25 protein-coding genes are annotated in these 20,933 nt (G+C 74.4%); 14 read left to right on the top strand and 11 right to left on the bottom strand.

What is annotated here, in order from left to right; all coding sequences use genetic code 11:
- Window positions 1-12: 12 nt before the first annotated feature.
- Together DER29_RS00925 and DER29_RS00920 are read left to right on the top strand one after the other, a co-directional pair.
- Window positions 13-978, top strand: coding sequence for an ATP-binding cassette domain-containing protein (locus tag DER29_RS00925; RefSeq protein ID WP_121395441.1), 966 nt, complete (start codon window positions 13-15; stop codon window positions 976-978).
- Window positions 971-1,744 carry an ABC transporter permease gene (locus tag DER29_RS00920; protein WP_233599601.1) on the top strand — a complete coding sequence of 258 codons (774 nt, stop codon included), beginning with the start codon at window positions 971-973 and terminating at the stop codon, window positions 1,742-1,744. The genes DER29_RS00925 and DER29_RS00920 overlap by 8 nt, the downstream gene beginning before the upstream one ends.
- Before the next feature lie 114 nt (window positions 1,745-1,858).
- Here DER29_RS00920 and DER29_RS00915 read toward each other — a convergent pair whose 3' ends face one another.
- From DER29_RS00915 to DER29_RS00905, 3 genes are all read right to left on the bottom strand, one after another.
- Complete coding sequence (locus DER29_RS00915; RefSeq protein ID WP_121395439.1) at window positions 1,859-2,362, bottom strand: hypothetical protein; 504 nt, start codon at window positions 2,360-2,362, stop codon at window positions 1,859-1,861.
- Window positions 2,363-2,428: 66 nt separating this feature from the next.
- On the bottom strand, window positions 2,429-4,060 hold the full coding sequence (locus tag DER29_RS00910; RefSeq protein ID WP_121398878.1) for a RecQ family ATP-dependent DNA helicase: 1,632 nt from the start codon (window positions 4,058-4,060) through the stop codon (window positions 2,429-2,431).
- Window positions 4,061-4,167: 107 nt separating this feature from the next.
- On the bottom strand, window positions 4,168-4,446 hold the full coding sequence (locus DER29_RS00905; RefSeq protein ID WP_199729068.1) for a hypothetical protein: 279 nt from the start codon (window positions 4,444-4,446) through the stop codon (window positions 4,168-4,170).
- Window positions 4,447-4,566: 120 nt separating this feature from the next.
- On the opposite strand from DER29_RS00905, the gene DER29_RS00900 reads away from it, so the two are divergent.
- Complete coding sequence (locus DER29_RS00900) at window positions 4,567-5,373, top strand: hypothetical protein (protein WP_199729066.1); 807 nt, start codon at window positions 4,567-4,569, stop codon at window positions 5,371-5,373.
- A 53-nt stretch (window positions 5,374-5,426) separates the two neighbouring features.
- Here the strand turns inward: DER29_RS00900 and DER29_RS00895 are convergent, their stop codons facing one another.
- Window positions 5,427-6,377, bottom strand: a complete 951-nt coding sequence (locus DER29_RS00895; RefSeq protein ID WP_121395437.1) for a TIGR03557 family F420-dependent LLM class oxidoreductase — start codon at window positions 6,375-6,377, stop codon at window positions 5,427-5,429.
- Window positions 6,378-6,473: 96 nt separating this feature from the next.
- A complete protein-coding gene (locus DER29_RS35890; protein WP_255421002.1) occupies window positions 6,474-6,596 on the bottom strand; it encodes a hypothetical protein in 123 nt (40 codons plus the stop codon).
- 178 nt (window positions 6,597-6,774) lie between these two features.
- Between DER29_RS35890 and DER29_RS00890 the strand changes: the two genes are divergently transcribed.
- A complete protein-coding gene (locus DER29_RS00890) occupies window positions 6,775-8,271 on the top strand; it encodes a glycoside hydrolase family 3 protein (RefSeq protein WP_121395436.1) in 1,497 nt (498 codons plus the stop codon).
- A 4-nt stretch (window positions 8,272-8,275) separates the two neighbouring features.
- On the opposite strand, the gene DER29_RS00885 is transcribed toward DER29_RS00890, so the two are convergent.
- Window positions 8,276-8,563: a GNAT family N-acetyltransferase gene (locus tag DER29_RS00885; protein ID WP_121395434.1), complete on the bottom strand. Its 288-nt coding sequence runs from the start codon at window positions 8,561-8,563 to the stop codon at window positions 8,276-8,278.
- A complete protein-coding gene (locus DER29_RS00880; RefSeq protein WP_121395432.1) occupies window positions 8,560-9,786 on the bottom strand; it encodes a cysteine desulfurase-like protein in 1,227 nt (408 codons plus the stop codon). Before DER29_RS00880 ends, DER29_RS00885 begins: the two co-directional genes overlap by 4 nt.
- A gap of 90 nt (window positions 9,787-9,876) precedes the next feature.
- Here DER29_RS00880 and DER29_RS00875 point away from each other — a divergent pair, with 90 nt between their 5' ends.
- The 7 genes from DER29_RS00875 (at window position 9,877) to DER29_RS00845 (ending at window position 14,292) form a co-directional block, all read left to right on the top strand.
- Window positions 9,877-10,242 (top strand): hypothetical protein, encoded by a 366-nt coding sequence (locus DER29_RS00875; RefSeq protein WP_121395429.1) that lies wholly within the window; start codon window positions 9,877-9,879, stop codon window positions 10,240-10,242.
- Window positions 10,243-10,302: 60 nt separating this feature from the next.
- Window positions 10,303-11,124 (top strand): DUF1206 domain-containing protein, encoded by an 822-nt coding sequence (locus tag DER29_RS00870; RefSeq protein WP_121395427.1) that lies wholly within the window; start codon window positions 10,303-10,305, stop codon window positions 11,122-11,124.
- A gap of 82 nt (window positions 11,125-11,206) precedes the next feature.
- A complete protein-coding gene (locus DER29_RS00865) occupies window positions 11,207-12,403 on the top strand; it encodes a mechanosensitive ion channel family protein (protein WP_121395425.1) in 1,197 nt (398 codons plus the stop codon).
- Between the two features lie 344 nt (window positions 12,404-12,747).
- Window positions 12,748-13,182 (top strand): phage holin family protein, encoded by a 435-nt coding sequence (locus DER29_RS00860; RefSeq protein ID WP_121395423.1) that lies wholly within the window; start codon window positions 12,748-12,750, stop codon window positions 13,180-13,182.
- Window positions 13,179-13,529 carry a DUF3618 domain-containing protein gene (locus DER29_RS00855; protein WP_121395421.1) on the top strand — a complete coding sequence of 117 codons (351 nt, stop codon included), beginning with the start codon at window positions 13,179-13,181 and terminating at the stop codon, window positions 13,527-13,529. Before DER29_RS00860 ends, DER29_RS00855 begins: the two co-directional genes overlap by 4 nt.
- A complete protein-coding gene (locus tag DER29_RS00850) occupies window positions 13,526-13,798 on the top strand; it encodes a DUF4235 domain-containing protein (RefSeq protein ID WP_121395419.1) in 273 nt (90 codons plus the stop codon). Before DER29_RS00855 ends, DER29_RS00850 begins: the two co-directional genes overlap by 4 nt.
- 290 nt (window positions 13,799-14,088) lie before the next feature.
- Window positions 14,089-14,292, top strand: coding sequence for a cold-shock protein (locus DER29_RS00845; RefSeq protein WP_007075740.1), 204 nt, complete (start codon window positions 14,089-14,091; stop codon window positions 14,290-14,292).
- A 179-nt stretch (window positions 14,293-14,471) separates the two neighbouring features.
- Here DER29_RS00845 and DER29_RS00840 read toward each other — a convergent pair whose 3' ends face one another.
- Together DER29_RS00840 and DER29_RS00835 are read right to left on the bottom strand one after the other, a co-directional pair.
- Window positions 14,472-14,666, bottom strand: a complete 195-nt coding sequence (locus DER29_RS00840) for a hypothetical protein (protein WP_121395417.1) — start codon at window positions 14,664-14,666, stop codon at window positions 14,472-14,474.
- Window positions 14,667-14,706: 40 nt separating this feature from the next.
- Complete coding sequence (locus tag DER29_RS00835) at window positions 14,707-15,690, bottom strand: aldo/keto reductase (RefSeq protein ID WP_121395415.1); 984 nt, start codon at window positions 15,688-15,690, stop codon at window positions 14,707-14,709.
- A gap of 85 nt (window positions 15,691-15,775) precedes the next feature.
- Here DER29_RS00835 and DER29_RS00830 point away from each other — a divergent pair, with 85 nt between their 5' ends.
- Together DER29_RS00830 and DER29_RS00825 are read left to right on the top strand one after the other, a co-directional pair.
- Window positions 15,776-16,573 carry a trans-aconitate 2-methyltransferase gene (locus DER29_RS00830; protein ID WP_121395413.1) on the top strand — a complete coding sequence of 266 codons (798 nt, stop codon included), beginning with the start codon at window positions 15,776-15,778 and terminating at the stop codon, window positions 16,571-16,573.
- Window positions 16,570-17,595 carry an adenosine deaminase gene (locus DER29_RS00825; RefSeq protein ID WP_121395411.1) on the top strand — a complete coding sequence of 342 codons (1,026 nt, stop codon included), beginning with the start codon at window positions 16,570-16,572 and terminating at the stop codon, window positions 17,593-17,595. The genes DER29_RS00830 and DER29_RS00825 overlap by 4 nt, the downstream gene beginning before the upstream one ends.
- Window positions 17,596-17,829: 234 nt before the next feature.
- Here the strand turns inward: DER29_RS00825 and DER29_RS00820 are convergent, their stop codons facing one another.
- Window positions 17,830-19,218 (bottom strand): HAMP domain-containing sensor histidine kinase, encoded by a 1,389-nt coding sequence (locus DER29_RS00820; protein WP_199729064.1) that lies wholly within the window; start codon window positions 19,216-19,218, stop codon window positions 17,830-17,832.
- A gap of 29 nt (window positions 19,219-19,247) precedes the next feature.
- Window positions 19,248-19,937, bottom strand: a complete 690-nt coding sequence (locus DER29_RS00815) for a response regulator transcription factor (protein WP_121395409.1) — start codon at window positions 19,935-19,937, stop codon at window positions 19,248-19,250.
- Between the two features lie 73 nt (window positions 19,938-20,010).
- Here DER29_RS00815 and DER29_RS00810 point away from each other — a divergent pair, with 73 nt between their 5' ends.
- A complete protein-coding gene (locus DER29_RS00810) occupies window positions 20,011-20,931 on the top strand; it encodes an ADP-ribosylglycohydrolase family protein (RefSeq protein ID WP_121395407.1) in 921 nt (306 codons plus the stop codon).
- Window positions 20,932-20,933 lie beyond the last annotated feature (2 nt).

Here is a 20,933-nt window from a genome sequence, read left to right as displayed (position 1 = left end):
AGAGTGAAAGCGATGGGGACAGCAGCCTCGGCGGTGGAGATCGTCGACCTACGCAAGTCCTACGGCGGGGTGGCGGTGCTCGACGGCCTGACCATGCGGGTCGCCCGGGGCAGCGTGCACGCCCTGCTCGGCCCCAACGGGGCCGGCAAGACCACGACCGTCCGGATCCTGGCCACGCTCACCACGCCCGACGGGGGCGTGGCCCGCGTGGACGGGCACGACGTGGTCCGCGACCGGAGCCGGGTCCGGCGGACGATCAGCCTCGCCGGCCAGCATGCGGCGCTCGACGACCAGCAGACGGGCGCGGAGAACCTGCACATGATGGCCCGGCTGGCCGGGCTGGCTCCGGCCGCCGCCCGGCGGCGCGCCACGGACCTGCTGGAGCGCTTCGACCTGGTCGCCGCCGGCGGGCGGCGGGTGGTGACCTACTCCGGCGGGATGCGCCGCCGCCTCGACCTCGCGGCCAGCCTGGTCGGCGAGCCGTCCGTGATCTTCCTCGACGAGCCGACCACCGGCCTCGACCCGCGCAGCCGGCAGGGGCTGTGGGAGGTGGTCGCCGAGCTGGCCGGTGCCGGGGTGACGGTGCTGCTCACCACGCAGTACCTGGAGGAGGCCGACCGGCTCGCCGACCGGATCGCGGTGCTGCACGGGGGCCGGCTGGCCGCCGAGGGGAGCGCGGACGACCTCAAGCGCCGCTTCGGCGCCCACCGGCTGGAGCTGACTCTGCGGGACGCGCGCAGCTTCGCCGAGGCGGCGCACCGGCTCGGCGGGCGGGTCACGCACCGCGACCCGGCCCGGCTGGAGTTGGCGGTCGCCACCGACGGCGGCGCGCCGGAGATCCGCCACCTGCTCGACGAGGTCGACCCCGACCGGCGAGGGCTCGCCCGGTTCACCGTCCGCGAGGCGACCCTGGACGACGTCTTCCTCACCCTCACCGGCGACCCGGTGACCGTCGGGCGGGAGGCGGCCGGTGTCTGAGCTGACCCTGCGGCCGACCCGTGCCGGCGAGGCCCTCGTCATGGTGGCGCGCTGCGTACGGCTGTCCCGCCGCAACGTCGACGCGCTGCTCACGTCACTGCTGCTGCCGGTGCTGCTGATGCTGCTCTTCGTCTACCTGTTCGGCGGCGCGATCGACACCGGCACCCGGTACGTCACCTACGTCGTGCCCGGCGTCCTGCTGCTCTGCGCCAGTTTCGGCGCGGCGACCACCGCCGTCAGCGTGACCACCGACCTGACCAACGGGGTCATCGAGCGGTTCCGCACGATGGACGTCAGCGCCACCGCGATCCTCGGCGGGCACGTCGCCGCCAGCATCGCCCGCAACACCGTCTCCACGGTGCTGGTGCTGGCCATCGCCGTCGGCATCGGCTTCCGCCCGGTCGTCACGCCGCTGCGCTGGCTGGCCGCGTTCGGGGTGCTGCTGCTCTTCCTGCTCGCCGTGTCCTGGCTGTCGGCGGCCATCGGCCTGCTGGCCCGCACCCCGGAGGCCGCCAGCGGCTTCACCTTCCTGGCGATGTTCCTGCCCTATCCGAGCAGCGCGTTCGTGCCGGTGGAGACGATGCCGAGCTGGATCCACGGCTTCGCCGACCACCAGCCCGTCACGCCCGTCATCGAGACGCTGCGGGCCCTGCTGCTGGGCACCCCGACGGGCACCGCCCCGGCCCTGGCGGTGGCCTGGTGCCTGGGCATCCTGGCGGTCTCGGTGCTGCTGGCCGCCGTGCTGTTCCGCCGCCGCGTGGCCTGACCGCCACGGGCCGACCGCGCCCGTTGCCACCGGCCACCGCCACGCGCCGGTCACCCGCGCCGGAACGCGCGACGGCGGCACCGGACCCCGCCCGGTGCCGCCGTCGTCGTCGCGTCAGTCGTTGAGGACCTGGGAGAGCCGGTCGCGGAAGCGGCGCTCCGAGTCGCTGACGACGTCCCCGCCGAGGCCCAGGATGCCGCCGCTGGACGCCGCGCCCACCACCTGCTCGGCGATGTCCACCAGCCAGTGCTTGTACGCGCCGGCCTCGCCCTCGTCCGTCCGGGCGGCCAGCAGCGCCGCCGCCTCCCTGGCCCGGCCCAGCACGTCCTCCAGGTAGGCGCGCGGGTCGGACGGCGCGATGACCGGCATCTCCTCGCCGGCCTCCGGGTCGCCCACCCGGGTGACGATCTCGCCGGCCACGGCCGCGACCAGCGGGCTGGCCGACTCCCGCCCGGCGGCGATGGTCTCCAGCCCGGCCGCGTTCTCGGCCATGGTGCGCCGGGTGCCGTCGGACTCGGCGGCGCTCGCCGCGGTCAGCACCGACTGCGGCAGGCCGACCAGCAGCCCCCACTCCTCGTCGGAGAAACCGAATCCGGTGTACGCCGGCTGCTCGATCACGGCAACGCCCCTTCCGCACTGTTGTCGCTCGTCGTCCACGGCCCCGCCAGCGGTGCCCGGCTCAGGCTAGTCGAGGGTCAGCAGGCCCTGTTCGGACACCACGCTGACGGACAGCGTCTTGTACCCCACCTCGTCGAAGAGAACCGTCATCCGGTCCTCCTCGTAGCTCAGCACCAGGCCGTGCCCCCACTCCGGGTGCCGGACCTGGCTGTGCACGGGGAAGGGCCCGACCGCGCCGTCGTCGGGGGTGCTGGTGCCGGCGTGGCAGTTGTCGCAGTGCCCGCAGACCTGGGTCATCTGCTCGCCGAAGTAGGCCAGCAGCGTCTGCCCCCGGCAGGCGGTGGTCTCGGCGAAGGCCCGCATCATGTCGGTGCGCGACCGGGTCACGGTCTGCTGCCGCTCGGCCTCCGCCAGGGCCGCCGCGGCGGCGTCCACGGGCGCGGGGGAGTAGCGGGGGGCGCCGATGCGCTGCTTCGCCCTCGGCTCGGCCGCGCCGACCTGCTCCAGCAGGGCGAGGTACTGGCCGAGCTTGCGCGGGCCGAGCCCGGTGACCTCGCGCAGCTCCTTCTTGTTCCGGGCCTTCTTGCGCAGCAGCGCGGACAGGTCGCGCAGCTCGTCGGCGTCCGGCAGGCCGCCGCTGAAGAAGCGTTGCAGCCCGACGTCCTCGGCCTGCCACAGCAGCAGCACCCGGGCCGGGGCGCCGTCGCGGCCGGCCCGCCCGATCTCCTGGAAGTAGCTGTCCGGCGAGTCCGGCAGCGCCATGTGGACCACCCAGGCGATGTTCGGCTTGTCGATGCCCATGCCGAAGGCCGAGGTGGCCACCATGATCGGCACCTGGTCGGCGAGGAACGCCTCGTGCAGTTCGGCGCGCGCCCCGGCTGCCATCCCGCCGTGGTAGTACTGGGCCGGGAAGCCGGCGTCGGTGAGCCGGGCCGACAGCTCCTCGGCGGAGCGCCGGGTGGGCACGTAGATGATGCCGGGTCGGGTGTCGTCGCGCAGCAGGGCGATCAGCCGCCGCCACCGGTAGTCCTCCGTCGGGCAGTGCGCCACCTCGAGGAACAGGTTCGGCCGGTCCAGCCCGGAGACCACCACCTCGGGCTCGGTCAGCCGCAGCCGGGCGATGATGTCGTCGCGTACGGGCGGGGAGGCGGTGGCGGTCAGCGCCACCACCGGCGGCCGGCCGATGCCGTCGATGAGGTGGCCCAGCGCCAGGTAGTCGGGGCGGAAGTCGTGCCCCCAGGCGGAGATGCAGTGCGCCTCGTCGATCGCCACCAGCGCCGGCTTCAGCGACTTCACCTCGGCCATCCGGTCGGGGTTGGCGAGCTGCTCCGGGGTGATGAAGAGGAACTCCGCGCGCCCGTCGCGGATCTCGGCGATCGCCTCCGCCTGCTGGGCGGCCGACTCGTCCGAGCTGATCCGCACCGCGCGCAGCTCGGGTCGTTGCCGCTCGTTGAGCGCCGCGATCTGGTCCTGTTGCAGGGCGAGCAGCGGCGAGATCACCACGGTCGGGCCGGGGATCAGGCTGGCCGGGATCTGGTAGATCGCCGACTTGCCGGCGCCGGTGGGCAGCACCACCAGGGCGTCGCGGCGCTTCATGACCGCCCGCATGGCGGCCAACTGGTGGGGCCGCAGCGCCGTCCAGCCGAAGAGGCTCTTGGCCGCGCGGCGCAGTGTCGTGGAGTGCGTGGACAGTTTCATCGAGGGCCGGAGGTACCCGCCGTGATCAGCGGCGAAACCGCCGGCCCGGGTGACGCCGGCGACCCGGCGCGCCTGGTGGCCGACGGCAGGGTTGCCGCCAGTTGCCGTCACTGCGCCAGGTAGCCGGTGGCGGGGTCGATCCCGGCGAGGAAGCCGCGGATGGCCTCCTCCATCGCGGCCCGGCTCATCGGGGCGCCGGCAGCCCCGGAGAGGCCGAAGCCGTAGTCGTGCGGCCCGCTGAGCCAGTCGAAGTCGTACGTGCCGGGCTCCCCGGTGCGTACCCGAACCCGGAAGTCGTGCCCGTCGACCGTCAACAGGATGGGATCACCGGCGTAGCGGGGCGACTGGTCCTCGGGCGCGATGCCCGGCTCCGGCTCACTGTTCACGGCTTCTCCTTCTCGGTCCTCAGGGCGGGCTGGGCATTATCGTGACCCCTCTGGAAGATCCCCAAGGGCCGTACGTCACAGGGCTGCCGCTTGCCGGCGCGACGGCTACGCTGCCGCACTGTGACAGGGAAGGGGGGACCTCGACTGCGGCACGTCGCGATGCTGCTGCTCGGTGCGGTGCTGTTCGGGACGGTCGGCCTGGCCGTCGGCTCCTGGTACGGCGGCCGCGGCACCGTACCGCTCAGCCCCGACCGCGCGCAGGGCGTGGCGACGGAACTGCTCCCGGAGACCGGGCGAACCGGCTCGTCGTTCGTTCCCGGCTACCGGTACGGCGTCTTCCTCGCCGCTGACGACTTCGGTTCGGCTCATGCGGAGTTCCACTACGGCGACCGCGCCGACTGCGCGCTCTCGGACCAACTCCGGCACAACGCCGCATCGTCGGGGTGGCAGGGCCTGGGTCGCGTGCCGGGCGTCCCGTGCGACGGCTGGCGGGCCGAGAGGGAAGGGCTGACGATCACGCTCAAGCACCAGGCGAACGGGTCGGTACTGAGCGTCGCGCCGGCTGCGCTGGACGGGTTCCTCACGATCACCCTCGCTGGCGTCCTTTTCGGCGCCGCCACCGGTGCCGCGCTGTTCTGGCTGGTGGCGCGACGACCTGCGCCCGTGCCCCGGCTCATCGGCATGCTGGTGACGGTGGCCCTGCTCCCGGGCGTCGCCCTGACCTGGAGGGACCTGGCCGCGGACATGCTCGCCGAGCCGGTGTGGCCCGTCTGGCTGTCGATCGCCCCCCGCCTGGCGCCACTGTGGCTCGTGCTCCTGGTGGTGGGGCCGATCGTTCTCGCGAAGCCACGGACGCTGACCGCCCACGCCGGTGCCGCGAGGGCTGCCGCGCTGGAAACCAGCCCACGTGCCAGGAGGGTCGGCTAGCCCGCGCTGAGCCCGGGCAGCCCCACCGGCGGGGGTGCCCGGGGACGTCGCGGTCAGCGTACGCGGGGGAACACCTCGCGCTGGTAGAGGTCGAGCAGGCCCTGCCAGTTCGGGCCGGTGTTGGCCACGTAGACCTCGTCGAAGCCGGCCTTGGCGTACTCCTCGAGCTTCGCCAGGTGCCCGTCGACGTCCCGCCCGCAGACGAACGCGTCCTTCATCATCTCCGGGCGGACCAGCTCGGCGGCCTGCTCGAAGTGCCGCGGCGACGGCAGCACCTGGGACAGCTCGCCGGGCACCCCGGCGTTCGGCCAGCGTTCGTACGCGATCCGCATCCCCTCCTCCGCGGTCTGCGCGTACGCCGCCTTGAAGCCGGCCTGGCACGGCTTGTCGCCGCCGCCGCCCTCCCGGAACCGCCGGACCAGCTCCGCGTCGGGCGAGGTGTTGACGAAGCCGTCGCCGATGCGGGCCGCCAGGTCGACCGCCTTGGGGCCGAAGCCCGAGACGTAGACCGGCGGGGGAGTGTCCGGCAGTGTGTAGATCCGGGCGTGCTCGACGGTGTAGTGCTTGCCGTGGTGGTTGACGAAGCCGCCCCGCCACAGCTCGCGCATCACCTCGACGGCCTCCTCCAGCATCTCCAGCCGGACGTCGGTCTGCGGCCAGGCGTCGCCGAGGATGTGCTCGTTGAGCGCCTCGCCGCTGCCCACCCCGAGCACGAACCGACCGGAGTGCATGACCGCGCTGGTGGCCGCCGCCTGCGCCACGACGGCCGGGTGGATGCGCACGGTCGGGCAGGTCACGGCGGTGGTGACCGGGAGCTGGCAGACCTGGCTGAGCGCCCCGATCACCGACCAGACGAACGGGCTCTGCCCCTGCGCGTCGGTCCACGGGTGGTAGTGGTCGGAGATCCAGAGCGCCTCGAAGCCGGCCCGCTCCGCGCCGCGCGCCTGCTCCAGCAGCTCGGTCGGCGTGTACTCCTCGGTGGACAGAAAGTAGCCGATCCTCATCGTTCCCCCTCGCGGTGTCGTACCGGTCCAACGAGGCAGGCGGTACCCCGGTGGCCGCCGCCGAATCCCGGGCGCCGGCGCCGGGACGCGGCGCGCTCAGCGCCGGAACATCGCGCGGATCGCGACGAGCAGCAACAGGCCGCCGACGACCAGGCCGAGCAGGCGTACGCCGGGGATGTCGGCCGGGCTCGTCGCGTCGGCCAGCAGCAGGGGATCCATCCCCGAACTGTCCCCAGCTCCGCGCCCGAGGGCAACTGTAAGGTTTATTGACTATTTCCTCGCACGGTGTGACCATGTCAGCACCGCCGCCGGTGGCGGGCCGCCGGGCGCGGAGAAGACGGGGGTACGACGACCGCATGAGCGAGCGACACATCAGCCACCACGCGGGCGGGCCGGCGTGAGCGCCCCCGCCGGGAGCCTGACGGCCCTGGCCGCCGCCGTCCTGCAACCGGGATTCGTCGGCACCACGCCGCCACCCTGGATCTGCCGCTGGCTCGGCGAGGGCCTCGGCTCCGTGGTGCTCTTCGCCCGCAACGTGGTCCACCCGGAGCAGGTGGCCGCCCTCACCGCCACCCTGCGCGCCGAGCGCCCCGACGTCGTCGTCGCCATCGACGAGGAGGCCGGCGACGTGACCCGCATCGAGTCCGCCCGGGGCAGCTCCCGGCCCGGCAACTTCGCCCTCGGCGCCGTGGACGACCCGGCGCTCACCGAGGAGGTCGCCCGCGACCTGGGGGCCGACCTCGCCGTGCTGGGGATCACCCTCAACTACGCCCCCGACGCCGACGTCAACTCCAACCCGGGCAACCCGGTGATCGGCGTACGCGCCTTCGGCGCCGAGCCGGCGCTGGTCGCCCGGCACACCGCCGCCTGGGTGCGCGGCCTCCAAGCGGGCGGGGTCGCCGCCTGCGCCAAGCACTTCCCCGGGCACGGCGACACCCAGGTCGACTCGCACCACGACCTGCCCCGGATCGCCGCCGACCGTCCCCGCCTCGACGCAGTGGAGCTGGCCCCGTTCCGGGCCGCGGTGGCCGCCGGGGTGCAGGCGGTGATGACCGGCCACCTGCTGGTGCCGGCGCTGGACCCGGAACTGCCGGCCACCCTCAGCGGCCGGATCCTGGGCGGGCTGCTCCGCGACGAGCTGGGCTTCTCCGGCGTCGTGGTCACCGACGCGGTGGAGATGCGGGCGGTCACCGACCGGTACGGCTTCGCGGGCGCGGCGGTGCGTGCCCTCGCCGCCGGCGCCGACGCGATCTGCGTCGGCGGGGAGCGCGCCGACGAGGGATCGGCCCGGCTGCTGCGCGACGCCATCGTCGCCGCGGTCGTCGCCGGCGACCTGCCCGAGGAACGCCTCGCCGAGGCGGCCAAGCGGGTGGGGCAGCTCGCCGCCTGGACCGTGGCCGCCCGCGCCGACCGGCCGCACCGGCCCCGCCCGACCGCCGCCGGCTCGGCCGTCGGGCTGGCCGCCGCCCGCCGGGCGCTGCGGGTCACCACCGCGCCCGCCGGCGTCGGCGCGCTGCCGCTGGCCGGTCCCGCCCACGTGGTCGAGTTCGAGCCGCCGCGCAACATCGCGATCGGTCCGGAGACCCCGTGGGGGCTCGCCGCCCCCCTGGCCGACCAGCTCGCCGGCACCACCACCGTCCGCTACGCCGAGGCCGACGTGCCCGCCGACCCGACCGCCGGGGCGGCCGGCCGGTGCCTGGTGCTGGTGGTGCGCGACCTGCACCGGCACGACTGGATGCGGGCGTCGGTGGGCCGTGCGCTGGCTGCCCGCCCGGACGCGGTGGTGGTCGAGCTGGGCGTGCCCGAGCTGGTCACCGGCGCGGTCCACGTCGCCACCCACGGCGCCACCCGGGCCGCCGCCCACGCCGCCGTCGGGCTGCTGACGGGCCGCTGACGGGTCACGCCTCGGGGGTGACCAGGTCGGCGTACTCGGGGTGGCGGCCGATGAAGGCCGCCACGAACGGGCAGCGCGGCACCAGCGTCGTGCCGCGCTCGCGGAGCTGGTCGAGGGTGCCCCGGACCAGCGCCGCGCCCACGCCCATGTTCTGGAACCTCGGGTCGACCTCGGTGTGGGTGAAGACCAGCACCTCGCCGCGCGGCAGGTACGCGGTGAACCCGGCCAGCGCGTCGTCGACCAGGATTTCGAACCGGTGCTTGGCGGGATTGTCCTCGACCAGGGTGCTCACCCGGCCATTCTGCCCCCGCGACCGGCGAGGCGGTCCAGTTCGCCGAGCAACCGGTCCACCTCGTCGACGGTGTTGTAGTGGTAGAGGCTGGCGCGAACCGCCCCGCCGCTGTCCCGCAGCCCCATCGCCTGGAAGTACTCGTACGCGTAGTAGTCGCCGGCGGAGAGGCAGAGGCCGGCCGCGCCCAGCTCCTCCTGGGTGCGCTGCGGGGAGAGCCCGTCCACCCGGAAGGACACCGTCGGGCAGCGCCGGGCGGGGGAGCCGAGCACGGTGACCCCGGGCAGCGCGGCCAGCCCGGCGAGCAGCCGCTGAAGCAGCGACTCCTCGTACGCCCGCGCGGCGCTCAGCCCGGCGGTCAGCCGCTCGCGCCGGCTCCCGGCGGCCGTCGGGTCCAGCCCGGCCAGGTGGTCCACGGCGGCGGCCACGCCGGCCAGCAGGGGGAAGCTCGGGGTGCCGTACTCGAAGCGGTCCGGCACCGCGTCGGAGGACGGCAGCAGCTTCGCCGGTCGCAGCCGCTCCCACGTCGCCGGGGCGGCCACCATCGCGGCCAGGTGCGGCCCCGACCACTTGTACGCGCTGGTGACCAGGAAGTCGGCGCCCAGCGCGGCGACGTCGGTGGGCCCGTGCGGCACCGAGTGCACCCCGTCGACGCAGACCAGCGCCCCGGCGGCGTGCGCGGTCGTGGCGATCGCCGCCACGTCCGGGACGGTGCCGGTCGCGTTGCTGCCCGCGGTCACCGCGACCAGCCGGGTCCGCTCGCCGACCAGCTCCGCGTAGCGGGCCGCCGGCAGCTCCGCGGTGTCCCGGTCGAACTCGGCCCAGCGCACCGTCGCGCCGGCCGCCTCGGCGGCCTGCACCCAGGGGCGCACGTTCGCGTCGTGGTCGAGCCGGGAGACCACGACCTCGTCGCCGGGCCGCCACCGCGCCCCCAGGGTCCGGGCCAGGGTGTACGTCAGCGTGGTGGCGCTCGGCCCCAGCACCACCCCGTCGGGTTCGGCGCCGAGCAGGTCGGCCACGGCCGAGCGGGCGGCGGCCACCATCTCCAGCGAGCGCCGGCCGGGCGCGAAGGCGGCACTGCGGTTGCCCACCGCCGCGCGCATGGCGGCGGCGACCGCGTCAACGACCGGGCCGGCGGTCTGGGTGCCCCCGGCGCCGTCGAGGTGGACGAAGCCCTCGGCGAGGGCGGGGTAGGCGGCCCGGGTGCGGGCGATGTCGAACGGCATGCCCGGGACCCTAACCCCTGCCGCGGGCGCCCCACCTGGGCGGATGATCACGCGCTGCCGCAGTGGCCGACGTCTCGTACCCTTGGCGGGGTGACGAACCGACGTGTTGACTCCCCGCTGACCCCCACCCGCCGGGCCGCCGGCCTGTTGGCCGGCCTGGCGCTCGGCGTCGCCGTGCTCGCCGGCTGCAGCTCCGAGGGCGCCAGCACCGACTGCGGTCTGGACGCCTGCACCGTCACCTTCGACCGGGGCGTGGACGCCAGCGCCACCATCCTCGGCGTGGAGGCCAAGCTGATCGGCGCGCAGGGCGACCAGGTGACCGTCGAGGTCGCCGGTGAGCAGCTGTCGCTGACGACCGGCCAGCAGGCCACCGAGGTCGGCGGCTTCGCCGTGACGCTGGACAGCGTCACCGACCAGGAGGTCAAGATCCGGGTGTCGAGGAACCCGGGCAACTGACCCGACCGGGGCGGCGGTGGCTGACGTTTGGAAATCTTCGTATTCGGTGATTGTGGCGCCATGTCACTCACCCGGAACGCCGAAGCCACCGCCTCCCGCACGGCGAACAGCAGGTGGCTCGAACTGTTGGCCAGAGTCGGTTTCATCGGCTACGGCATCGTGCACCTCCTGTTCGCCTGGCTGGCGTTGCAGATCGCGTTCGGCAAGGCCGGCGACGACGGCGACCAGTCCGGCGCGCTGCGCACCATCGCCGCCCAGCCGCTGGGCAAGTTCCTCGTCGTCACGATCGCGGTCGGCCTGCTCGCCATGGCGATCTGGCAGGCGCTGGAGGCGGCCGTCGGGCACCGCGCCGAGCGCGGCAAGGAGCGGGTCTGGGAGCGGCTCGCCTCGGCGGGGCGGACCGTCGTCTACCTCTACTTCGCCTGGACGGCCTTCAAGGTCTTCAAGGACGCCGGCTCCAACAGCGCCGACCAGCAGGAGGCGCTGACCGGCAAGGCCATGGAGTCCTCCGGTGGCCGCTGGCTGGTCGGCCTGGCCGGGCTCGTGCTCGCCGCGATCGGCGTCGGCCTGGTGATCTACGGCCTGATCAAGCGTTTCGAGAAGCACCTCAAGACCGGTGAGATGAACGCGAAGACGCGCCAGCTCACCCGCCGGCTGGGCATGGCCGGCTACATCTCCAAGGGCGTCGCGTACGGCATCTCCGGCCTGCTGATCATCCTGGCCGCCGTCAACTACGACCCGGAGAAGGCCCGTGGTCTGGACGCGGCACTGCGCACGCTGCGCGACCAGGCGTACGGCCAGATCCTGCTCACCCTGGTGGCGCTCGGTATCGCCGCCTTCGGCGTCTTCTGCTTCCTCCAGTCCCGGTATCGGAAGGTCTGAGCCTGGTCGATTCCGGCGTCGCCGGGCATTATTGGGCCTTTGCCCGAAGCGCGTGCCCGGCGCAAGGAGGAGGAAAGAACCCGTGCAGAGCTACCTCGGGACGATCGTCGCCGCGCTCGCTGCGGCGGCGATCGCCCTGTTCGCGGTCGAGGTCGCGCACCGCGTGATCCGGCGGGTCGGCCGGCGTTCGCTGCTGTTGACCGAGCTCACCGACCACGCGCACCGGTCGATCCAGGTCGCCGCCACCGTCGTCGCCGTCCAGTTCGCCGTGCGGTTCAGCACCGGCTACGCGGTCGGCGACCAGTGGCGGCAGGTGCTGCTGCACCTGCTGGTGCTGGGCGTGATCGCCAGCGTCGCCTGGCTGGTCGCCTCGCTGCTCGTCGTGGCGGAGGACACCGCACTGGCCCGGTTCCGGGTGGACGTGCCGGACAACCGGCACGCGCGGCGGGTGCGGACCCAGGTGGTCATGCTGCGCCGGCTGACGATCGCGGTGATCGTCGTGCTGGCGGTCGGCGTGATGCTGATGACCTTCCCGGCCGTACGCGGCATCGGCGCCGGCGTGCTGACCAGTGCCGGTGTGGTCGGTGTGGTCGCCGCGCTGGCCGCGCAGAGCCTGCTGGGCAACGTCTTCGCGGGTCTCCAGCTCGCCTTCAGCGACGCGGTCCGGCTCGACGACGTCGTGGTGGTCGAGGGAGAGTGGGGCCGCATCGAGGAGTTGACGCTCAGCTACGTGGTCGTGCAGATCTGGGACGACCGGCGGCTGATCCTGCCGACCTCGTACTTCACCAGCAAGCCGTTCCAGAACTGGACCCGGACCGAGGCGGCGGTGCTGGGCACCGCCGAGTTCGACGTCGACTGGGCGATCCCGGTGCAGGCCATGCGGGAGGAGCTGCGCCGGCTTGTCGAGGGCACCGACCTGTGGGACGGCCGGGTCTGCGTACTCCAGGTGACCGACGCGACCGGCGGGACGGTGAAGGTGCGCGCCCTGGTGAGCGCCGCCGACGCCGGCAGCCTGTGGGACCTGCGCTGCCTGGTGCGCGAGCAACTGGTCGCCTGGATCCGGGACCACCGGCCGACGGCCATGCCCCGGATGCGTACCGAGATCGGGGACGCGGAGAGCAACCTGGCGTGGCAGTGGGTACGACCCCGCCGGCCCGTGCGTCGCCGCACCGACGCCGAGCTGCCCGACGACGCCCGGGTCTTCGGCGGCAGCGACGACGGCGACGCCCGCAGCGAGGCCTTCATCGGCCCCGACGAGCCCGCCGAAGCCCGCCGCTGACCCACCCGGCCCCCTACCCGCCCCGCCCCTGGAGCCCTCCGGCCGCCCGCCCGCCGGAGGGCTCCCCCGTCCCCACCTTCCGGGGTGGGTCGTGACCTGTGGGGGGCGGGGGCGTTGGAGGGTGTGGGCGGGGTGGTGCCTCGTGGGGTGGTCGGGCGAAGTGCGCTGGCTCGGGAAGTTTGACCGGGCGTGTGGCGGGAACCGCTGCGCGACGCTTCTGCATCTTCTTCCGCGCCGTGCGGCGGCTCGGGACGCGGCGGTCCGGGCCCACCGACCGCCGGGGCGAAGGATTGGCGGGCGGCGACTCCGGGCATACAGCGCGGTGATGATGAAAGGAGGACAGCATGGCTGACGTGGCGAACGCCCGCACATCCCGTACCGGGAGCGAGCCGTCCACCGCCGAGCTGGTGCAGCGGGCCACGGAGCAGGTCTCCCGCCTGGTCCGGGACGAACTGGCCCTGGCCCGGGCGGAGCTGACCCAGAAGGGCAAGCACGCCGGTATCGGCATCGGTCTCTTCGGCGGTGGCGGGGCGCTGGCGCTCTACGGCCTCGGTGCCCTGGTCGCCACCGCGATCCTGCTGCTCGACCTGGTGCTTCCGGCCTGGGCGGCGGCCCTGATCGTCGCGGTGGTGCTCTTCGCGATGGCCGGCGTCCTGGCCCTGGTGGGCAAGAAGCAGGTCAGCCAGGCGGTCCCGCCGGTGCCGGAGGCCGCGGTCCGTAGCGTCCGGGCGGACGTGGACACGGTCGCCGCCGCCGTGAAGGACAGGGGACGGGCATGACGACGGGCAACGGCCGGGGCAGCGGCGACACCGAGGCGCTGCGGGAGGAGATCCGGCGGACCCGGGTCGAGCTGGGCGAGACGATGGAGGCGCTGGCGGCCAAGGCCGACGTCAAGGCGCGGCTGAGGTCCTCCGCCGACCAGGCGAAGGAGCGGGTGCGGGACCAGACGGCGCAGACCGTGGCCCGGGTGCGCGGGCAGGCGGCGCAGAAGGCGCAGCTCGCGCGGGGGCAGGCGCAGGAGAAGGGTGCCGTCGTACGGCGTAACCCGACGCCGTTCGTCGCCCTCGCGGCCGGGGCGGTGGCGGCCGTGATCGTGTTGGTGATCGTCCGGGGGAGGCAGCGGTGAGCAGGGGCATCGGAAAGGCCGCGTACAAGCCGGTCGGTGTGCTGATGGGCATCGCCGCCGGTACGGTCGCGGGCGCGATCTTCCGGCAGGTGTGGAAGATGACGGCGGGCGACGGCGAGGCGCCCAGCGCCACCGACGAGGACCGCGGCTGGGGCGAGATCCTGGCGGCGGCGGCGTTGCAGGGCGCCATCTTCGCGGTCGTCCGGGCCGCCGTCGACCGGGGTGGCGCGGTGGGCGTACGCCGGTTCACCGGAAGCTGGCCGGACTGACCGGACAATGCCGAAGGGCCCCCGCATCGGCACGACGGCGCGGGGGCCTTTTCGCGCGCGTGCAAGGGCCCACCCAGCGGATCTTCGGCATCCGTCAGGTCACATGTCGAAGAATTTCGTCCGGTAGGCTGTGCAGAGTTTTCGCTACGTGGTTTGCTGTTCCACGCTGTTGAGAGATGGCGTGGGTTGAGTGAAGTCTCCTTCGTGGGGGCCGCCTCAGGCACCGCTGCTCGAAAACGGCCAATCGGCCGCACGGCGTGCTCGGCCGCCAGTTTTAGAAGGAGATACACATGGCGCAGGGAACCGTGAAGTGGTTCAACGCAGACAAGGGCTTCGGCTTCATCACCGTCGACGGCGGGGGTGCTGACGTGTTCGTCCACTTCTCGGCCATCCAGACCAGCGGCTACCGCACGCTGGAGGAGAACCAGCGGGTGGAGTTCGAGATCGCCCAGGGTCAGAAGGGTCCGCAGGCCGAGCAGGTCCGCCCCATCTGAGCAGTGCCGGTCGGCAGCCGCCGGCCAGTGGGTGATCCGGCGCCCGGATCACAGCGAAGCCCCGTATCCCGACCGGGATGCGGGGCTTTCCGCGCTCACGACGCCGGCCGCCGTGGCCGCACGTGGAACCGGGCTGCGGGCTGCCGGGGCGGCGAGAGGCAGGGGCCCGCCGGCGGCGCTCAGCGGCGCTTGCGGACGCGCAGCCCGAACCAGAGCGCGACCAGCCCGGCCAGGACGACGAGGGGCCCCAGCACGGCCCAGATCCGCTGGTCGGTCATCACGCTGCCCTCGACGTAGCCGAGGCCCTGCACCGTCCACACCGCACCGCCGACCACGGCGAGCAGGCCGAGGGTGAGCGGCAGCCAGCCCTTCATCGCGTCTTCCCTCCGTCGATCCCCGTCGCGGCCACCCGACTCACCACCGGTCGTGCACCCGCGGCCGGACCAGCTCGTCGTAGACCTCCGCCACCGCCGCCAGCTCCCGTGCGGAGAGCGGCGCCTGGTCGGCCACGGCGGCGTTGCCCCGGGCCTGGGCGGCGTCGCGGGCGCCCGGGATGACCACGGTGACGCCGGGCTGGTCGACGACCCAGCGCAGCGCGAACTGGGCCATCGTGCGTCCGTCGCCGACCAGCGGCGCCAACCGGCGTACGGCGGCCAGGCCCAGCGCGAAGTCGACACCGGAGAAGGTCTCGCCTACGTCGAACGCCTCGCCGTGCCGGTTGTAGCTGCGGTGGTCGTCGGCGGCGAAGGTGGTGTGCTCGTCGTACCGGCCGGAGAGCAGCCCGCTGGCCAGCGGGACGCGGGCGATGATGCCGACCCCGGCGGCGGCAGCGGCCGGGAGCACCCGGTCGAGGGGCTTGTGCCGCAGCGCGTTGAGGATGATCTGGACGCTGGCCACCCCCGGCCGGGCGATGGCGGTGAGCGCCTGGTCGCAGGTCTCCACGCTCACCCCGTAGCCGGCGACGCGTTCCTCGGCGACAAGGGTGTCCAGCGCGTCGAAGACGGCGTCGTCGGCGAAGACGGCGGTGGGCGGGCAGTGCAGCTGCACCAGGTCGAGGGTGTCCGTGCCGAGGTTGCGCCGGGACCGGTCGGTCCACTCGCGGAAGTGCGCCAGGGTGTACGCCTCGGGCGTCTGCGCGACGCGGCGGCCCATCTTGGTGGCGACCGTCAGCGTGGCGTCGGGCCGGCGGCGCAGGAACCGCCCGACGAGCTGCTCGCTGCGCCCGTCGCCGTAGACGTCCGCCGTGTCGAGGAAGGTGACCCCCGACTCGACGGCGGCGGTCAGTACGGCGGTGGCGTCGGCCTCGCTGACCGTGCCCCAGTCCGCGCCGAGCTGCCAGGCGCCCAGCCCGATCACCCCGACGCGCCGCCCCAGCCGGGGGAAGGTGCGCTGCTGCATGGGACTGAGCCTAGTGATCGGCTTGTCCGGTCGCGCGACGGGCCGTACGGTGAAACAAGACGAACGTACGGTTTGGGAGGCAGCCATGTGGGATCCGACGACATACCTGCGCTACGGCGACGAGCGCTCCCGGCCCTTCCACGAGCTGCTCGCCCGGGTCCCCGCCGAGCGCCCGCGCGCGGTGGTCGACCTCGGGTGCGGCCCCGGCAACCTGACCGCCACCCTCGCCGAGCGGTGGCCGGACAGCCGGGTCGCCGGCCTCGACTCCTCACCGGAGATGATCGCGCAGGCCGCCGCCGTCGCCCCCGGGGTCTCCTTCGTCGTCGGCGACGTCCGGCACTGGCACCCGGAACCCGACGTGGACGTCTTGGTCAGCAACGCCGTGCTCCAGTGGGTGCCCGGCCACCGGGAGCTGCTCACCCGCTGGGCCCGGGAACTGCCCGCCGGGGCCTGGCTGGCCGTGCAGGTGCCCGGCAACTTCGACGCCCCCTCGCACCGGGCGCTGCGGGAGGTCGCCGACCGGCCGGCGTGGCGTGCCGACGTCGCCGGGCTGCTGCGCCGGCCCCCGGCCGACGACACCGCCGTCGGCTACGCCGACCTGTTGACCGGTGCCGGCTGCGCGGTCGACGCCTGGGAGACTACCTACGTGCACCTGCTGCCGGCCCGCGCCGACGCCGACCACCCCGTGCTGAGCTGGCTGGAGGGGACGGCGCTCCGGCCGGTCCGCGCGGCCCTGGACGCCGCCGGCTGGTCCGACTTCCGGGCCGAACTGGGCGTACGCCTCGCCGAGGCGTACCCGGTGCGGCACGGCCAGGTGCACTTCCCGTTCCGCCGCGTCTTCTTCGTCGCCCGCACCGGCGCCCGCGCAGAGGAGAACCAGTGACCGACCTGCAAACCTTCATCGCCGGACTGCCCAAGGTGGAGCTGCACGTGCACCACGTCGGCTCCGCCTCGCCCCGGATCGTCGCCGAGCTGGCCGCCCGCCACGAGGGCCGCAGCCCCGTGCCCGCCGACCCGGCCGCGCTCGCCGACTACTTCGCCTTCCGCGACTTCGCGCACTTCATCGAGGTCTACCTGAGCGTCGTGGACCTGATCCGCGACCCCGACGACGTCTGGCTGCTCACCCACGAGGTCGCCCGCGAGCTGGCCCGCCAGCAGGTCCGCTACGCCGAGCTGACCGTCACGCCCTACTCGCACGTGCACCGGGGGATCCCCGCGCCCGCGTTCTGCGAGGCGATCGAGGACGCCCGCAAGCGGGCCGAGGCGGACTTCGGCATCGAGCTGCGCTGGTGCTTCGACATCCCCGGCGAGGCCGGCCTGGCGGCGGCCGAGGAAACGCTGCGCATCTCGCTGGAGGAGCGCCCGGACGGGCTGATCAGCTTCGGCCTCGGCGGCCCCGAGATCGGGGTGCCCCGGCCGCAGTTCAAGCCGTACTTCGACCGGGCCCGGGCAGCCGGGCTGCGTTCGGTGCCGCACGCCGGCGAGACCACCGGCCCCGAGACCGTCTGGGACGCGCTGCGCGACCTGGGCGCGGAGCGGATCGGGCACGGCATCTCCGCCGCGCGGGACCCGGAGCTGCTGGCGTATCTCGCCGAGCACCGGATCGGCATGGAGGTCTGCCCGACCTCCAACGTGCGTACCCGCGCGGTGGCCAGCATCGAGGAGCACCCGCTGCGGCAGTTGGTCGACGCCGGCCTGCTGGTCACCATCAACTCCGACGACCCGCCGATGTTCGGCACCACCCTCGACGACGAGTACGCCGTCGCGGCCCGGCTGCTCGACGTGGGCCCGGAGGGACTGGCCGCGCTGGCCCGCGACGCGGTGACCGCCTCGTTCCTGGACCCGGCCGGCAAGCGGCGGATCACCGCCGAGATCGACGCCCACCTGGCCGCCGCCACCGGCTGAGCGGAGGGGACGGCGCGCGGCGGGAGGAGGTGTGGGGGGACCGAGTCTCCCGCCGCGCGCCCGGTTCCACCGGCCGGTGGGGTGCCCCGAGGCATTGACCGGTGGAACTGATGGGTTCGGATTCGATCCTGTCAGCGCCGGCCCGCTCCGGCACCGTGGTTAACCTCGATCTAAGGAAGACTTGCGCCGCCCCACAACCGGCCGTCGATCCGGGGCATCCGTCCGGGCCGCGGCTCAGTCGCCGGTGGGCCGCTGGCGGGGCCAGCGACGGCTGCCGGTCTTCTGCTCCCGCGCCATCCGGCCGACCAGGCCGAACCGGCTGACCTGCCGGGGCGTCGCCTCCGGGTCGGCGAGTAGCATCACCACGCTCGCCCCGCCCAGCCGGGCCCGGTCGATGCTGACCGAGCCGTTCGCCTGCAACGCCACCCGCTTGGCGATGTCCAGCCCCAGCCCGGTCGAGCCCTGGTCGCTGGTGCCCCGGCGCAGCGCCCGGTCCGGGTTGGCGATCCCCGGGCCGGCGTCGTCGATCCGGATGGCCACGTATCCGTCGCGGCGGGAGACCGCCACCTCGAACGCGGTGCCCTGCGGGGTGTAGCGGAAGACGTTGCCGATCACCGCGTCCAGCGCGGCGGCCAGCTCGGCCCGGGGAACCGGCGCCGGGATGCGCAGTTGGGCGCCGCTGACCCGGTGCGGCCGGTTCTGGTCGCCGGCCAGGGCGGCCCAGAACACCATCCGGTCCCGCACCACCTCGCTGACGTCGCACTCCGCCGGCCCGGCCTCGTGCGCGACCGCCTTGCGGGTGGTCTTGATCAGCACATCGATCTCGCCCTCGAGGGTGACGATCGCCTGCCGGATCCGGCGGATGCCGCGCCGCCGGTCCAGCTCCGCCTCGCTGAACGAGCCCACGCTGGTGTCGTCGGACTCCAGTGCCTCCGCGTCCAGCCGCAGCACCGTCAGCGGGGTGCGCAGCCGGTGCGACAGGTCGGCGACCAACTCCCGCTCGTCGGTGCGGGCCGCGTCCAGCCGGTCGGCCATCCGGTTGAAGGCGTGCCCGGCCTCGGCCAGTTCCCGAGGGCCGCTCGGGTCGACGCGTACGCCCTGGTCGCCGTCGCCGATCGCGAGCGCCGCCCGGACCAGGCCCCGGGCCGAGTCGACCGCGCGGGCGGCGACCCGGTCCACCACCAGCACCGCCGCGCCCACCAGTGCGGCGGCCACCCCGAGCAGCAGCAGCCACCGGCTGTTGCCGCCCAGCGCCGACTCGGGCACGAAGACCTCGACCACGGCCGTGGTGTCGCCGAGCACCACCGGGTCCAGCCGGAGCACGCCGCCCTCGACGTCGACGACCACGGAGCGCCGCTCGGCCCGCGCGCGCTCCAGGCTCCCGGCGTCGGCGCGGGCCGACGACTCGTCCATCCCGAGCCCGCGCACGACCGGCCGGGTGGCCGGGTCGTCGCCGCTGGCCGCCACGACCCGCTGCACCACGGCGGGGTCGGTGCTGACGGTGAGGGCGCCGGTCACCAGCGCACTGCGCCGGGCGGCGTCCGCGATGGCCTCCTCGCGCGCCCGGTCCTCGAGACCGAGGGCGAGCGGGACGAGGAACGCCAGCGCCACCAGGGCGCACATGCCGGCCGTGAGCAGGGCCAGCGACGGCCTCAGTCCGGCGCCACCAGCCGGAAGCCGACCCCCCGCACGGTGCGCAGGTAGCGCGGCTTCGCCGCGGACTCGCCCATTTTGCGGCGCAGCCAGTACAGGTGAACGTCGATGGTCTGGTCCTCGCCGACCGATGGCTGCCGCCATACCTCCTCCAGAAGTTCCCGGCGGGACACTACCCGGCCCGGTCGTGCGGCGAGATAGGCCAGCAGGTCGAATTCCTTGCGGGTCAGCGCCAGCGGCTCGCCGTCGAGGTGGGCGCTGCGCTCGCCGACGTCCACCCGCAGCCCGCTGACGCTGTGCACGGCCGGCTGCACCGTCCGGCTGGCCCGCCCGGCCCGGCGCAGCACGGTGGTGATCCGCGCGTCGAGGTGCGCGCCGGTGAACGGCTTGACCATGTAGTCGTCGGCCCCGGCGCGCAGCAGCCGGACCACGGACTGCTCGTCGTCGCGGGCGGTGGCGATGATGATCGGCACGTCGGTGATGCCGCGCAGCATCCGCAGCGCGTCCGAGCCGTCGAGGTCGGGCAGCCCGAGGTCGAGCACCACGAGGTCGGGGGTCTCGGCCGCCACCCGGCGCAGCGCGTCCAGCGCCGTGCCGACGGCGTGCACGGCGTGCCCCCGGTCGGCGAGGGATCGCAGCATCGCGCCGCGTACGACGTGATCGTCTTCGACCAGGAGCACGGTGGCCACAGCAAGACCGTACTCGCGGTGGCAAGTCGAGCGCGTTGCGGCGCACGCGGCAACAGGGCAAGCTGGTACAACGATGTCCTTCACGCTCTTTCCCGACACCCGCCTCGCGCTGGCCCGGGACTCCCTCGCCGGCCTGTCGGTCGGCGACGCGCTCGGCTCACAGTTCTTCGTCCCCGGCCGGCACCCGGGCGACCTGGCCGCCGGGAAGCTGCCCCCACCGCCGTGGCAGTGGACCGACGACACGGAGATGGCCTGCTCGGTGGTCGCCGCCCTCGCCGGGACCGGCCGGATCGACCGGGACGCGCTCGCCGCGGCCTTCGCCGAGCGCTGCGAGCCCTACCGGGGGTACGGGCCGGGCGCGGTGACCATCCTGCGGCTGATCCGCACCGGCACGCCGTGGCCGGTCGCGGCCGCCTCGGCCTTCGACGGCCAGGGCTCCTGCGGCAACGGCGCGGCGATGCGGGTCGGCCCGCTGGGCGCGTGGTACGCCGACTCCACCGCGCGGGCGGCGACGCAGGCCCGGGCGTCGGCCGAGGTGACCCACGCGCACCCGGAGGGCGTCGCCGGCGCGGTCGCGGTGGCGGTGGCCGCGTCGCTGGCCGCCCGCGCCCGCCTCGACGGCCACCGGCCCGCCCCGGACCGGCTGCTGGCCGGCGTCACCGCCGCGCTGGACCCGGCCACCGAGGTGCACCGGGGCGTGCGCCGGGCCGCCGGCCTGCTCGACCGGTCGGTGGCCGAGGCCGCCGACGTGCTCGGCAACGGCTCCCGGGTCACCGCCCAGGACACCGTCGCCTTCACCTGCTGGGTGGCCGCCGTGCACCTGGACGACTACCCGGCGGCGGTGCGCGCCTGCGTCGAGGCCGGCGGGGACGTCGACACCACCGCCGCGATCGTCGGGGCGGTGGTGGCCGCGCACACCGGCGTCGGGACCCCGGGCGGGGTGCCGACCGAGTGGCTGGCCGCCCGCGAGCCCCTGCCGGACTGGGCCGGCTGACC

The sequence above is a fragment of the Micromonospora sp. M71_S20 genome, assembly GCF_003664255.1.
Lineage (GTDB): Bacteria > Actinomycetota > Actinomycetes > Mycobacteriales > Micromonosporaceae > Micromonospora.
Note: the sequence above shows the minus strand (reverse complement) of the source record. Positions and strands in the feature narration are given on the sequence as shown.